Genomic DNA, 13,071 nt, shown 5'->3' on the forward strand with positions numbered 1-13,071 from the left:
GGGTGCAACCATGCCATCTTGGAACCCGTGGATCTGATCAGGCACCTACGGTTCTTCGTCGCCGTGGCCGAGGAGGGCCACTTCGGCGAGGCCGCTGCGCGCTTGGAGATGACACAACCGCCGGTGTCGCAGGGTCTGCGTCGCCTGGAGAAGCAGCTGGGACTCCAGTCATCCGACGCACCACTCGCGGCGCCGAACTCACCGATGCCGGACGCGAACTGCTTCCGCGCGCACGTCTACTCGTCGACGACGCTTCGAGATTCGTCGGCGAGGCCCGTCGGCTCCACGAGCGGACCGAGGTATTGCGTTGGGGTATCCCATCACTGGTCGGCCCGACGATCACGGCCACGCTGGCACGCCGCATCGCCGGGGTCGCGTCCGGACAGGACACGGTCAGCTCCTCGACGGTCGATCTCGTCGAACAGGTGTCGGCCGGGTCACTCGACCTTGCGGTCGTCGAAGCGCCCTGTGTCACCGGCTCTTTGAGCAGCGGCCCGATCGTCGTCCTCAAGCGTTCGGTCGTGGTGCCTGCTTCGCATCCGACAGCAGATGCCGACCGGCCGCGCCTGCGTCAACTCGCGGGGCTGCACTTCTGCCACACGCCACGGGCGTTCAACCCGCCTGCGCACGACCAGCTGATCGACCGGCTCCGAGAGTCCGGCCTCGACCCGCAGCTGAATCCGGTGACCTCCGCCGACCAAGTGCTGGCCGCGGCCGCCGCCGGGCACGCCTTCGCGCTGACCGTCGATCGCGGTGTCCTCGCCGCGGTCGATGCGGTCCGCTGTCTGTCCGTCGGACCGGACGCCACCGCGCTGCGCCTTCGCGTCGTCTACCGCGAACCCGGCCTCAGCGAGGTGGCGGAGGTCGTCACCGCCGCCCTCTACCGGATCGGCAAAGCGACGTGAGCTCGTCGGCGCCCCTGCCCGAGTCGGTCCGCACCGAGCTCGACCGCGCTGTCCACGAGACCTTCGCCGACGCCGGCTGTTCGGGGTGCGTGCATGTTCGGACGATCGGTCCGGCGCCGGTCGAGTACTGCCACGACGCCGACACCCCGGTCGTCCTCGCGTCGGTGTACAAACTCGCGGTGCTGGTCTCCCTGTGCCGGATGGCAGATCGCGGCGACATCGATCTCACGGCGTCGATCACCATCGATCCCACCCGGTGGGCGCAGGGCCCGACCGGGCTCGCACTGTTCTCGGACCCGGTGGCCGTGTCCTGGCGTGACCTGGCCACGTCGATGATGACCGTCTCGGACAATGTCGCCGCCGACGTCATACTCGCCCACATCGGACTGCCGCAGATCCACGACGACCTGGTCGACCTCGGCCTCACGCACACCCGCATCGTCGGTGGTGTCGCCGAATCGCACGCACGTCTGCAGCGGGAGACCGGCACGAGCACCGTTGCCGAGGCGTTCGCCGCCCTGGCCGATCCCGACTTCGACGCCTCGGTCAGCGCCTACGACGCCGCCTACTCCAGTGCCGCGACACCGCGCGACTGCACGACGCTGCTCGACGCAATCTGGACCGATCGCGCAGCGTCCGCGGCGTCGTGCGAGTTCATTCGCCAGACGATGAGGAAACAGGTCTTCACCTCGCGCCTCGCTTCGGGGTTTCCGTTCCGACGGGTGAGCGTCGCGGGAAAGACGGGCACGCTCGTCGCCGTTCGCAACGAGATCGGCGTCATCGAGTTCCCCGGCGAAGTGCCGATCGCGGTCGCGGTGTTCACGATGAGCGCGAGATCCGAGATGGCGCTACCCGAGGTCGACCGCGCCATCGGAGAGGTGGCCCGCGTGATCGTCACCGAACTCCGAAGACCGGACGACTGAGCGGAAACTCGCCCAGGAACAGCGACGATAGCGAACCACTATCGGCCGATCGCGTGCCGAAACTTGGCATCGCTTCGTCCCGATGGGTTGGCTCGGGTCATGCGTCGATGGTGGGCACTGGTGAGTGCATGTGCGGTGATCGTGGGCACGGTGTCGGGTTGCTTCCTGCCCTCAGACTCACCTGAGGACGCGCTACGGTCGTTCGCGGCCGCGCTGCAGGAGGGCGATGCCACCAGGGCCGCGGCCCTCACCGATGATCCGGCCGCGGCAGGCGCGGCGATCACCGCCATGTTCGACGGCATGGGCCGCACGCCCAAGCTCTCGGTCGCGGCCGACCTGGTCGACGGCAAGGAGGTCAGTGGCACACTCGACCATCGCTGGCAGATCCGCGATCGGAGCGTCGGGTATCAGACCTCTGTCGTCCTCGCCGAGGCGGATTCCCACTGGAAGATCCGGTGGCAGCCCTCCGTCCTGCACAGGCAACTCCGTGCCGGAGAATCGTTCTCGTACAGCGATGATCGCGCCTATCGAACGCCGGTCCTCGACACCAACGATCGACCGCTCATGACCTGGCAGGCCGTCACCCTGGTCACTCTGCAACGCGCGCAGCTCGATTCGGCGGAGATGCTCGCCCGCGCCCTCCGACCCGTCGAACCCGGTATGACCGCCGCCGGTATCCGCGCGGCCTTCGCAGGCAACAATGCGCCGCAGCACACGGTGATCCGGCTCCGCGAGTCCGATCTCCGGCGCGTCCGGCGCTCGGTGGAGTCGATTCCGGGTGTCGCGCTCAGCGAGCAAGGCGCGCTGCTCAGCGCCACCAAAGCACTGCATTCGCCGGCGATGTCGGGACTCGAGGAGATCTGGCGCGAGCACATCGACGCCACGGCGGGGTGGTCCGTCCAGATCGTCGGCGCCGACGGCACACCCACTCATCTCGTCGACTCGGCGCAACCCGGTGTCACGCCACCGGTACGCACGACCCTCGATCGCGATGTCCAGACCCGAGCGCAACTCGCCGTCGACGGCGAACGACGCCCTGCCATGGTCGTGGCCATCGAACCGTCGACCGGAGGCATCGTCGCCGTCGCGCAGAACGACGCCGCCGCCAGGTCGGGATCGGTCTCACTGTCCGGGCTCTACCCTCCGGGTTCGACGTTCAAGACCATCACGACCGCAGCAGCACTGGACGCCGGAGCCGTGCAACCGACGTCACAGGTCCGCTGTCCCGGCCGCACCACCATCGAAGGTCGGACGATCCCGAACGAGGACGACTTCGACCTCGGGACCGTGGCACTTCCAACAGCTTTCGCGCGCTCGTGCAACACGACGATGGGCGCCCTCGCGAACAGGCTCCCCGACGATGCGCTCACCGCCATGGCACGACGGTTCGGCATCGGCGCGGACTACACCGTTCCGGGCCTGACGACCGTCACCGGGTCGGTGCCCCGCGCCGATTCACCAGCGTTGCGGGTCGAGAACGGCATCGGTCAGGGTACGGTGACCGTCAGCCCCTTCGGTCTCGCCCTGGCCGAGGCGAGCCTCGCGCGCGGTGAGACCGTGACCCCCGGCCTGGTTCGCGGAAGGGACACGACGGGAGACGTGGAACCGCAACAGATCCCGGGCGACGTCACTCGTGCACTCCGAAGCATGATGCGCGACACGGTCACTCGCGGCACGGCCACCGCACTCCGCGACATCCCCGGTCTCGGCGGAAAGACCGGCACGGCGGAGTACGGCGACAACAAGAACCCGCACGGCTGGTTCGCCGGCATCGTCGGGGACCTCGCGTTCGCGACGCTCGTCGTCGGAGGCTGGTCGTCCGCACCCGCTGTCGAGGTGACCGGAGAGTTCCTGCGGCCGCTGAGCGAGTGAGCGCTTCCGCAAAGTGCGGGAAAGGTACCGGATTCCGGGACGAATCCCGCACTCTGTCAACGGGTCGTCACGACGCCGGCTCGAGGTCCTTTCGGTACAGGGTCTTGCCCGACGCGTCGACCAGATCCACGCTCAACACTTTGGTCCTGCCGTCGATCGTCACCTCGCCGAAGTGTTGAAACCCCTCCGCCGGTGACACATTCGACTCGGTAGGTGCATGGACGAATTGGTACTCGGCACCGAATGTGCTGTCCAACGGGCTCTCCGGGAACGCACCGGCGTGCAACGGTCCGGCGACGAACTCCCAGAACGGCGCAAAATCCTTGAAGCCGGCGCGGTCAGGCTCGTAGGAGATCGCGGCGGTGTAGTGGACATCGGCGGTCAGGAACACCACGTTCCGGACGTTCTTCGTCTGAGACAAGAAGCGAGAGAACGCGATCTCACGACCAAGCGGATCGCCGGCATCACCCTGGGCCACCGCTTCCATTGCCTTCGGACCGTCCGGCGGTGTCGTGTTCTTGTCCGCCACGACGATGCTCAGCGGCAGGTCATTGGCGACGATCTTCCAGGTCGCCGTCGAACCCCGCAGTCCGTCGATGAGCCACTGGGTCTGCTCCGGACCGAGCGTGCCGTCGACGTTGTCCCTCGACCACGCATCGGGGTTCGGGTCCTTGTGGCTGCGCATGTCGAGGATGAAGACGTCGAGCAGCGGACCGTATGACACCTTGCGGTACAGACGATCCGTGGCACCGATCTCGACGGGTTGCCATTCCTGCCACGCCTGACGTCCGTTGCGCGCCAACACGTCGACGCTCATCTCGGTGTATCCCTCGCGGCCCTGCCCCTCGAGACTCTCCCCGGGGAACCAGTTGTTGACGACCTCGTGGTCGTCCCACTGCACCAGCTGCGGGACTGATCCGACGAAGCGTCGGAAGTGGTCGTCGGTCAGGTTGTACGCGTAGTTTCCACGAAACTGATCGACGGTCTGCGCCACCTGCGCCTTCGCCGGACTGGTGATGTTCCGATAGGTCTTGCCGTCGTTCTGTTCCTGAGTCGCCTCGACCGGGTTGTCGGCGTAGATGGCGTCACCGGAGTGGATGAAGAACTGCGGATCACGGTCGGCCATGGTGGCGAAGATGGTCATCCCGCCCATATCGGGGTTGATGCCCCACCCCTGCCCGACCACGTCGCCGGACCACTGGAACCTGATGTCGCCGTCTCGTACCGGAGCTGTCGTGAAAATTCCGGTCGCCGGTTCGGAGAGCGCGCCGTCCTCACCTTCGAAGGTGACGCGATAGTGCACGGTCTGGCCGGGCTCCAGGCCGGCCACCCGTAGTCGGCCGGTCCCGTCGCCGGCGGGCGTCACCTGCGGTCCGCGAAATTTCCGTGCAGCACCGAAGGACTCGCTCGATGCGGTCTCGACGATCATGGTCGCCGGCCGGTCCGACCGCGCCCACACCAGCGCCCCTCCGCTGGTCACCTCGCCGGTGGCCACCCCGTGGGTGAGGACCGGCCGGTTCCTGACCAGACTCGGCGTTGCCGAACCAGGATTCGACGACCCGCAGGCCGCCAGCGCGGACCCGACCGGGACGAGGAGCGCGCCCGCGGCGGCAGTCCGCAGAATCGTGCGTCGGGGCGTGGGACGGTCTGCTCGAAGAGGTCGGGTCATGGGCGCCAGGGTGGCGCAGCACTTCCAATGGCTGGTGACATGTGGGTGACGAGAAGGTGTCCGTCTCCGAGCTCGGTGTCATCCGGCACGCGCGCCGCTTGACCGGATATGCCCGGTCGGCTCAGATGGACTGATGAGCGACGAACTGTTCGAGCACAAGACCAAGACCGAACTGACCCGTGAAGAGGCGGCGAAGAGGATCCACGAGCTCGCGGACGCCATCGCGCGTCACAACGAGGTGTCCTTCGTGGAGAACAACAAGACCGTCCGCGTCGACATCCCGGCGAAGGTGCAGCTGAAGATCGAGATCGAGCGGGGCGAAGACGAATCCGAGCTCGAGATCGAGATCACCTGGTAGGCAGCTTTTATCGGCTGGGTACGTCAGAATCGGTGGACGCCAATGACGAGGCTGGGTTCGGCGTCTGTAGGGCCGACCGCTCGGTGCGCATCAATCGCCAAGCGGCCACAGCGAAGGCTGCTTGACTGACGGCGTTGATCGACTGCTCGATCCATTGCAGCGAGAGAGTCTGTTCCTGACCGGCCAGTGGTCCGAGCGTGTAGGTCCCCGCCAGGCACACCGCGAGCAACGCCACCGTGCGCACATCCCGAACGCTCCACGCGTCGCGCGCGAGGGCCACGTAAAGTGCTGTCGCGCCGATGATCACGGCGATCAGAAACCAGCCGGCAATAGATGGGACCGCCACTCCGACGACCGAGAGACCGGCGAGCAGTAGGGCCGGCGTGAGTCTGCGAAGACCCCAGGCAGCGGCGGCGAGGAGCGGAAACCCGCAACCCATCAGCGGGAAGAGCGAATCGGCGAGCCGCGGGATGTCGGCGATGTCCGTGGCGGCCAGGAACTTCCACGACGCTTTGGCGAAACCTCCGGCAAAGATCAAACCAGCGCCGACATATGCAGGTAGCCAGTCGGTTCGACGCGCGACCAGGAGTGCACCGAGCGCGCCGAACGCGACCGGTACGAAGTCGAACAGCGCCAGGGGGACCGTGACCTGTTCCGCGGGTGTCACCCTCGCCCCTCAGACTGCGGCCGGCATCGGAGCGCGGTCGGAACCCCGGATTTGTTCAGCATGCTGAACAATCTAGCTCGTCCGGCTCACCCGCGCCACCAACGGAGGGGTGTTCGTTCGGTGCTCGGGCGGTCGAGGGCGACGACGCTGACCGTTCAACCGGACCACGCGATCGCGCAGGGTGCTCCTCCGCGCCGCAACATCCAAGTGTTCCGCTCACCATGATGCAGAACGTCGTCGTTCTCGATGCTCCTCGCTACCTTCGTCGGCAACAGGACCGTCGAAGGAGCACCATGACCGAGACCGCCACCCGCCTCAACGACGTGGACATCGCCGCCGTCGGCCAACTGGTCGAAGCGATTCAGGACGACGCCGGCAAGGCCCAGACGACATGGGCCGCGCATGTCCAGTGGAACGGTTCGTTCGCGTCGGCGGCACGGATACGCGACTTCTCGCCGGTCCCGTCCGACGAGCCCGCCGCACTCGGCGGCGGCGACACGGCACCCAACCCGGTCGAACAGCTCCTCGGTGCGTTGGGTAATTGCCTGGCCGTCGGTTACGCCGCGAACGCCACAGTGGCGGGCATCGAACTGAAGGACCTGCGAATCGATCTGAAGGGCGACGTCGACCTGCACGTCTTCCTCGGACTGGCGGAGGGACATGCCGGATTCGGATCGATCACCGCGAGAGTCACCATCGATTCCGACGCCCCGCGCGAGAGGCTCGATGAGCTGCACGCCAAGGTCCAGGCCAGCTCACCGGTCGGGCACACCCTCGCGAACGCGGTGCCGGTGGAGATCGTGTTGAACTGACGCCGACCGACGACACAGCAGTCGTAAGCAAAGCACACGCCCCGCCAACAACCGAAGATCTGTGCCAGAAGCGTCGGAGATTGCCAAACAGTCGTTGAAGTCATCAAGGATCACCGAATGCCAACGATGACCGAGCGTCGACTTCTTGCTGGACTCGCCACCGTGCTGGCGCTGACGATTGGTTCATTGCTGACCGGCGCGGCCATCGGGGACGCACCGGCAGGGGCGGACCCAGCCATCCACGAGGTCGACTACAGCTGCGGATCCGGGTGGTACGAGAATTCGGACGGCAACTGCGTCCCAGGGCCGGACAACTCACCCACGGGGATTCGTTGCAAGGACGGAACGTACAGCCACGCGAAGAACCGACAGGGTGCGTGTTCCCGGCACGGGGGAATCGCAGACGACTCCGGAACAGCCGGGGCAGGCAGCGATGAGAGCGGCAGCTCCGAGCTGGGAGTCGGGAGCGCGGTGATCGGCAGTTCCGTGATCGGTGCGGCACTGCTGGGCGCCCTGCTGTTCGGGAGTAGTTGACCTTCTGTCGTATGGTCGCCCCGTGACCGACCGCATCACCGACGAACGACCAGCCGAACACGAGATGACCGGTCACGCGCTACTCGACAACCCGGCTCTCGCGGCCCTCACCGGGCCACATGCCCACTTCGCTCAGCGCCACGGTGCGGCTCTCCGGTATCACCCCGATGTCTGCCCCATGGCAGCTCTCCCCGACTCCCCGACCACTGGAGATTGGTCGAACGCTGCCGAACTCATCGGCCCGGGTGGTTCCCTGTTCTTGCCGGTGGTCACGAATCGTCCGCCCGCGGAATGGGATACGACGATGGACCTGCCCGGTGTGCAGATGATCGACGCCGGCGTCGACACCCGGCCTGACGATGAGGCCGCGCCGTTGACCGCCGCAGATGTGCCGGAGATAACCGACCTGGTCGAACGCACTCGCCCAGGGCCCTTCCGCCCCCGCACGATCGAGATGGGCACCTACCTCGGAATTCGACGCAACGGCCGCCTCATCGCAATGGGTGGTGAACGGCTGAGACTTCCGGGCTACACCGAGATCAGCGCCGTCTGCACCGATCCCGACCACCGCGGACACGGACTCGCGTCCCGGCTCGTACTCGACCTCGCGCACCGCATCCGACGTCGCGGTGATGTTCCGATCCTCCACGCCGACGCCCGCAACGTCGGCGCGATCCGGCTGTACGAGCAACTGGGGTTCGTCGTTCGCCGTGAGGTCCTGTTCCAGATCTTGCGGGCGCCTGGCTGAACTCGGACTCAGTCAGTCCCGCGTCAACGACTTCGCCAAGGGCGCGATCTCGTCGAGATAGATCGATGCCAACACGTCCGACTCGTCGGCCAGGTGCCGCACCCGATCACCCTCGGCCCGGTCCCATTCGGTGGCGACGGCATGCTCGAAGTCGTCGATTCCACTGACGCGGTCGAGCCACGCCTGCTTCTCCTGGCGCTGTTGGATGCGCGCGACGATCGACTCGTACCCCGCGAACGCCTCGAGGCGCCGCACCAGCTCGTCGAGTCGGCCGGACAGCAGGAGCGACTTCTCGACGAACGTGGACACCACCTGCGGGTCAGTGGCCAGATGACCGGCCGGCGCGGCACCCAGGAGTGCGAGTTGGTCGCGTAGGCCGACGGCAATGGTCGAGATGGCGGTGACCTCCCCCTCGAGGTCGACGCGAACGGCGTGACGGTCGAAGAAGTCGAGCTGCCACGCGGGGAATCCACTGATGCGGTCCGCCACCGCGGCGGTCGTCCACGCGATCTGGCCGACGGGATCAGACGAGAAACGCTCCAGTTCGCCCCTGTCGCGACTACGACGACGGGACAGCGCCGAGACCCCGGTTCCGCCGCCTTCTACGTCTCCGGTCGCCCGGCCATGCCAGATGTCGGCGGCCGAGGCGACGAAGTCGGCACCCTCGGCATCGCTGTCGACGGCCGCACCGGCATCATCACCCAACTGCTGCCGGATGGCCTGGCACGACGCCCAGCGTCTGGCCTGCGCAAGTCGGATCGTGTCGGCGAGGTCGGCCAGCGGAGCAGACGAGGACGTACCGGAACCGGCGGTCGACGACGCTTTCGTCGTCGACCGCGCCGCTGACCTTCGATGCCGGAGGTCGTCGCGCATGCCGGTGAACATCGCCGAGAACGCCCCGATCAGCATTCCGAGGAGCACCACCAGCGCGGCCGCGATCACCACCACGAAAACGGCGATCACGACGTACATCATCTGTCCAGTAGACCACGGTTCACGACGACTGAGGTCGGTTCCTGCGCAGCTCAGCGAGGCGCAACGGAGTCCTTCATCACTGTGGTCCGGACCAATGGACTCACACTCGGGTGATGGACTCCGACCGACGTTCATGGGTCGAGATGAAGTCCATCTGTCGCCGAGGCCCGTGAGTCACTTCGGGTCAGACCCGGCCGGCGAGCCGCCGAGCAACTCGCGGATGTCGTCGGCGTCGATGGCCGCACCGAACATGTCGCCGTCATCGACGACGGCGTTGAAGAGGTCGCGTTTACGTTCCTGCAGCGCAACCACTTTCTCTTCGATCGTGTTCGCCGACACCAGACGATAGACCGTGACCGGACGAGTCTGACCGATGCGATGGGCGCGGTCCACGGCCTGGGCCTCGGCCGCCGGATTCCACCACGGATCACATACGAAGCAGTAGTCCGCCTCGGTCAGGTTGAGGCCGAAACCGCCGGCCTTGAGGCTGATGAGGAACACCTTCGACGACCCACTCGTGAAACGTTTGACCGCCGCGGAGCGCCGGCTTGCGGTCATCGATCCGTCGAGATAGCTGTAATCGATTTCGGCACCGGCGAGCTCTCTTTCCAAGAGTTTCAGAAACCCGGTGAACTGGCTGAAGATCAGGGCGGAATGCCCTTCGGCGATGAGCTCGGGAATTTGCTCGACGAGGAACTCGATCTTGGCGGAGTCGATGTCGGTGTGCTTCTCGTCGACGAGCCCGGCGTGCAGGCTCAGTTGCCGGAGCATGGTGAGCGATCGGAAGATCTGGAACCGGTTGCCGTCGAAGTCGTCGAGCAGGCCGAGCACGCTCTGCCGCTCCCGAGTGAGGCGCGTCTGATACAGCTTGTCGTGCTTCGCGTTCAGGCTGATCGAAAGTACCTGTTCCTGCTTGGCGGGCAGGTCTGTGGCAACCTGATGCTTCGTGCGCCGCAGCATGATCGGACGGATCCGTCGTCGTAGCAACGCCAACCGCCCGGGCTCCGTGCCACTTTCGATCGGCTTGCGGAAGTACGACGTGAAGGTCTTCGCCGACGGGAACAGACCCGGCACGGTCAACGCCATCAGCGACCACAGCTCCATCAGGTTGTTCTCCAGCGGCGTGCCGGTGATCGCGATCTTGACCTCGGCATCAAGACGGCGAGCGCACTGATGAGCTTTGCTGGCGTGGTTCTTGACGAACTGTGCCTCGTCGAGAAACACGGCCGTCCAACTGACCGATGCGAATTCGTCGATCCCGATGCGCATCAGCGCGTATGAGGTGACGATCAGTTGCGCTCCCGCGATACGATCGGCGAACGCGATCTTCGCCCGTCCGCTCGTCTCGGTCACCGTTGCAATCCTCAGACCTGGTACGAACCGTTCTGCTTCGACCGCCCAGTTCGAGATCACGCTCGTCGGTGCGACCACGAGAAAGCGAGCCTGCGGTTCCTCCTCGATGACCTTCGCGATCAGCGCGAGGGACTGGAGGGTCTTGCCCAGCCCCATGTCGTCGGCGAGCACTCCGCCGATTCTGTTCTCCCACAGGAAGTTCAGCCAGTCGAGGCCAGCCCTCTGATAGTCACGCAAGTCCGCACGCAGCCCGGTCGGCACCGGACAAGGCGCCGGCGGTGTCGCGGCGGCCAGACGACGCAACTGCTCGCGCCACTTCGTGAGATCGTCGTCGGCCGTCCCGAGTTCGAGCAGCTCGTCCCACAGAGTGGCGTTGTGCGTATCCCGGCGGACCCGCCCGCGGTCGAGTTCACCCAGTGCGCGGGCCTCGGCCACCAGTTCGGCCAGGCGTTGCAGCTCCGGGGTGTCGAGCACGAAATAGGCCCCGTCGGGCAACAGCATGTGTGTCGCTCCGTTCGACAACGCCGTCAGCACCTGGTGCAGCGGCACTGCGACGCCGTCGACCTCGACGGTGATCGACAGGCCGAGCCAGTCGTTGTCATCGGACCGTTCGGCACCGAAACCGATCTCGGGGACGACCTCGGCGGCACGGTAGTCGGGGAGCTCGCCGACGATCTCCACCTCGATCCCGTCAGCCCGCAGCTCCGGGGCGACCTCGGTGACGAACCGCGCAGTGTCGACGGGCGAGTAACGGTAGCGGCGGGTCAGGAGCGCAACCGATGCCGATGCGAGAGCCTCGTCGCGACTCATCTCGGCGAGTTCCGGATCGTCTGCGAACTTGCTGCCCGGAAATCCGGCGACCTGAATCTGCCATCGATCACACACCCGAGCCGCAGCTTCGAGGTGGCCACGGAGTTGCTTCCACAGGCGACGTTCGGCCACGTCGTCACCGAACCCAGAGCTCTGCCCGGACGGGAAGAATCGTCTGCTCCCGTTCACGCGGTAGACGACACCCCACTCGAGGTGCGCGCCGCCATCGTCGGCGACCCGAAGCGTGACTGCCGCGTCGGGACCGGTGATCTCGGGTCGGGTCACGGCGCCATCGGCCACGGTCACCGACATCCGACCGGCGAGGTCGGGGAGGACCTCGTCGGCGAACTCCGCGATGTCGGTGTCGGGAATCCCGATCGTCCCGGCGTCGAGCAGTGCCCGGAGGGCTTTCGACGTCCCGTCGTCGACGAGCGGCGCCAGGAACATCGTGCCGCCTCGTACCAGGCTCGCTCCGTGAGGTACCGAGCCGAACAGCATCAAAGCGTCGTCCGCAGACGGCCCGACGGTCGGGAAGTCGACACCGCCGGACACCACGAGACCCTCGTCGTCGCGATCGACGGTCAACGCGGCCGACGCGGGTGGAAGCAACTCGACCTTTTTCGCGCCCGTCGACTTATGCGCCACCAGTACGACACCATCGTCGACCGCCGCCCGTAGAGCGGTCCAGATCTCGGCGGACGCCTGGTCCAATCGGTGAACCTGGGAGGTCCCGTACTGGTGTTTGTCCCCGGCGCAGAGGTGGACGGCACGGACTCGTGCCAGGTGAACGGGGTCGAAGTGCTCAGCCGGATGGTCGGTGGTGGACCTGTAGTACTCGGTCACATGTCCCGGCTCGATGGAGCTCCACGTGATCCCCGTGCGTACCCAGTTGCCCTTCTTACCGGGGGTCACCAGGCGCAATGTCACCGTCTTCAGGCTCATCCACTCGGGATCGTCGAGCTCGACGAGCAGTCCGATGGGAGCCGATCCCGGCTCTTTCGGGGTGGCCCCGGCAACGAGGTCGCCCAGCAATGTTCGCCACGGCGCTGACGCATGCCTCACGCCTCGAGGCGACGCACCGAGGAGTCCTGCACGCATCACCCCCAGCGCCAGAGCAACCGCGTGCTTGCAGTTGGCACCGACCGGACAGTCGCACTCAGCGACGTCGACCGCGTATCCGCGGGCGTCGTCACCGAACCCGATCTCGAGTGAGTACAGGTCGCCACTCGAACCGACGCAGGTCCCGGTCGCCGACATGAACAACGGGTCCCAGTCCTCGAGAGCCACGCGCCCCTGCTGTGCGTATTCGGCACCTCGGCCTATCGTCGCGACGTCGAAATGCGCGAGCAGGCCCGACTCCGCGGGCGATAACTGATCGAACGCTGCCACACGACGAGGCTAGGCGATTCTGCCGGCGGCGGGACCCGACGTCTGCACCGCATCGG

General features: G+C 66.4%; 10 protein-coding genes and 1 pseudogene. 7 read left to right on the forward strand and 4 right to left on the reverse strand.

Annotation, left to right across the window (positions count from 1 at the left end; translation table 11 throughout):
- The first annotated feature begins 27 nt into the window (after positions 1 to 27).
- From Q9R39_RS11900 to Q9R39_RS11910, 3 genes and pseudogenes are all read left to right on the forward strand, one after another.
- A pseudogene (locus Q9R39_RS11900) lies at positions 28 to 905 on the forward strand (LysR family transcriptional regulator).
- Positions 902 to 1,828, forward strand: coding sequence for a serine hydrolase (locus Q9R39_RS11905; protein WP_078111828.1), 927 nt, complete (start codon positions 902 to 904; stop codon positions 1,826 to 1,828). The pseudogene Q9R39_RS11900 and the gene Q9R39_RS11905 overlap by 4 nt, the downstream one beginning before the upstream one ends.
- Positions 1,829 to 1,927: 99 nt before the next feature.
- The gene (locus Q9R39_RS11910) at positions 1,928 to 3,700 is read left to right on the forward strand and encodes a penicillin-binding transpeptidase domain-containing protein (RefSeq protein ID WP_396275664.1); all 1,773 of its coding nucleotides are present in this window, start codon (positions 1,928 to 1,930) and stop codon (positions 3,698 to 3,700) included.
- Between the two features lie 67 nt (positions 3,701 to 3,767).
- On the opposite strand, the gene Q9R39_RS11915 is transcribed toward Q9R39_RS11910, so the two are convergent.
- Positions 3,768 to 5,369 (reverse strand): alkaline phosphatase D family protein, encoded by a 1,602-nt coding sequence (locus Q9R39_RS11915; protein ID WP_311277544.1) that lies wholly within the window; start codon positions 5,367 to 5,369, stop codon positions 3,768 to 3,770.
- A gap of 133 nt (positions 5,370 to 5,502) precedes the next feature.
- On the opposite strand from Q9R39_RS11915, the gene Q9R39_RS11920 reads away from it, so the two are divergent.
- Entirely contained in the window at positions 5,503 to 5,727 is a 225-nt protein-coding gene (locus Q9R39_RS11920) for an amphi-Trp domain-containing protein (RefSeq protein ID WP_058251007.1), read from the forward strand.
- Between the two features lie 7 nt (positions 5,728 to 5,734).
- Here the strand turns inward: Q9R39_RS11920 and Q9R39_RS11925 are convergent, their stop codons facing one another.
- Positions 5,735 to 6,394, reverse strand: a complete 660-nt coding sequence (locus Q9R39_RS11925) for a hypothetical protein (protein WP_058251006.1) — start codon at positions 6,392 to 6,394, stop codon at positions 5,735 to 5,737.
- 293 nt (positions 6,395 to 6,687) lie between these two features.
- Here Q9R39_RS11925 and Q9R39_RS11930 point away from each other — a divergent pair, with 293 nt between their 5' ends.
- From Q9R39_RS11930 to Q9R39_RS11940, 3 genes are all read left to right on the forward strand, one after another.
- On the forward strand, positions 6,688 to 7,206 hold the full coding sequence (locus tag Q9R39_RS11930) for an OsmC family protein (RefSeq protein WP_058251005.1): 519 nt from the start codon (positions 6,688 to 6,690) through the stop codon (positions 7,204 to 7,206).
- Between the two features lie 117 nt (positions 7,207 to 7,323).
- Entirely contained in the window at positions 7,324 to 7,740 is a 417-nt protein-coding gene (locus Q9R39_RS11935) for a DUF3761 domain-containing protein (RefSeq protein ID WP_091344293.1), read from the forward strand.
- Between the two features lie 22 nt (positions 7,741 to 7,762).
- Positions 7,763 to 8,488: a GNAT family N-acetyltransferase gene (locus tag Q9R39_RS11940; RefSeq protein WP_311277545.1), complete on the forward strand. Its 726-nt coding sequence runs from the start codon at positions 7,763 to 7,765 to the stop codon at positions 8,486 to 8,488.
- Between the two features lie 12 nt (positions 8,489 to 8,500).
- Here the strand turns inward: Q9R39_RS11940 and Q9R39_RS11945 are convergent, their stop codons facing one another.
- Positions 8,501 to 9,460 (reverse strand): hypothetical protein, encoded by a 960-nt coding sequence (locus Q9R39_RS11945; protein ID WP_396275667.1) that lies wholly within the window; start codon positions 9,458 to 9,460, stop codon positions 8,501 to 8,503.
- A 177-nt stretch (positions 9,461 to 9,637) separates the two neighbouring features.
- A complete protein-coding gene (locus tag Q9R39_RS11950) occupies positions 9,638 to 13,015 on the reverse strand; it encodes a DEAD/DEAH box helicase (protein ID WP_058251001.1) in 3,378 nt (1,125 codons plus the stop codon).
- Between the last annotated feature and the right edge of the window lie 56 nt (positions 13,016 to 13,071).

It is taken from the genome of Gordonia sp. AC31, from assembly GCF_031844505.1.
GTDB classification, from domain to species: Bacteria; Actinomycetota; Actinomycetes; order Mycobacteriales; family Mycobacteriaceae; genus Gordonia; species Gordonia hongkongensis.

What these genes read in the sequence shown, in the direction of transcription:
- Q9R39_RS11920 (WP_058251007.1), top strand. Translation starts at nt 5,503, where the DNA reads ATGAGCGACGAACTGTTCGAGCACAAGACCAAGACCGAACTGACCCGT.
- Q9R39_RS11910 (WP_396275664.1), top strand. Translation starts at nt 1,928, where the DNA reads ATGCGTCGATGGTGGGCACTGGTGAGTGCATGTGCGGTGATCGTGGGC.
- Q9R39_RS11915 (WP_311277544.1), bottom strand. Translation starts at nt 5,369, where the DNA reads ATGACCCGACCTCTTCGAGCAGACCGTCCCACGCCCCGACGCACGATT.
- Q9R39_RS11945 (WP_396275667.1), bottom strand. Translation starts at nt 9,460, where the DNA reads ATGTACGTCGTGATCGCCGTTTTCGTGGTGGTGATCGCGGCCGCGCTG.
- Q9R39_RS11930 (WP_058251005.1), top strand. Translation starts at nt 6,688, where the DNA reads ATGACCGAGACCGCCACCCGCCTCAACGACGTGGACATCGCCGCCGTC.
- Q9R39_RS11935 (WP_091344293.1), top strand. Translation starts at nt 7,324, where the DNA reads ATGCCAACGATGACCGAGCGTCGACTTCTTGCTGGACTCGCCACCGTG.